The 499-nt window shown below is 43.7% G+C and carries 2 tRNA genes; both read right to left on the bottom strand.

From position 1 onward, the window contains the following. Positions 1 to 171 precede the first annotated feature (171 nt). Positions 172 to 248, bottom strand: a tRNA-Asp gene (locus DBR47_RS13705). An 81-nt stretch (positions 249 to 329) separates the two neighbouring features. Next, positions 330 to 405, bottom strand: a tRNA-Glu gene (locus tag DBR47_RS13710). Positions 406 to 499 lie beyond the last annotated feature (94 nt).

Consider the following 499-nt stretch of genomic DNA (forward strand, 5'->3'; position numbering starts at 1 on the left):
AATCATTGCTGACCGCGGAACCGCGCCGTTCAAGTCAAATTTTAGCGAGCACCACTCAAGTCCTTCAACTCAAATGGAAGCGGCCAATTTCTTGGCCGCAATCGACTCAAATACAACTCATTTCTGAGTTTCATATTATACAGCATTTTACCGCAGTATAAAACAAATTGTTGGCGGAGTGGACGGGACTCGAACCCGCGACCCCCGGCGTGACAGGCCGGTATTCTAACCAACTGAACTACCACTCCAGATAACCAGATGTTAGTATAACATCGAATTATCGATAAGTTTGTAATTATTTTAAAATAATTACCAAGCCTTATCAAACTTGGCGTCCCCTAGGGGATTCGAACCCCTGTAGTCACCGTGAAAGGGTGGTGTCCTAGGCCTCTAGACGAAGGGGACTAAACCTTCTTTTCTTATTATACAGCAATTATACACAAGTATTATCGCCGTATCCTGAACAGTGCGCCATTCAGAGTTTTATTATATACCAACT

Origin of the sequence: Paucibacter sp. KBW04, from assembly GCF_003852425.1 — a bacterium.
Lineage (GTDB): Bacteria > Pseudomonadota > Gammaproteobacteria > Burkholderiales > Burkholderiaceae_C > Paucibacter_A.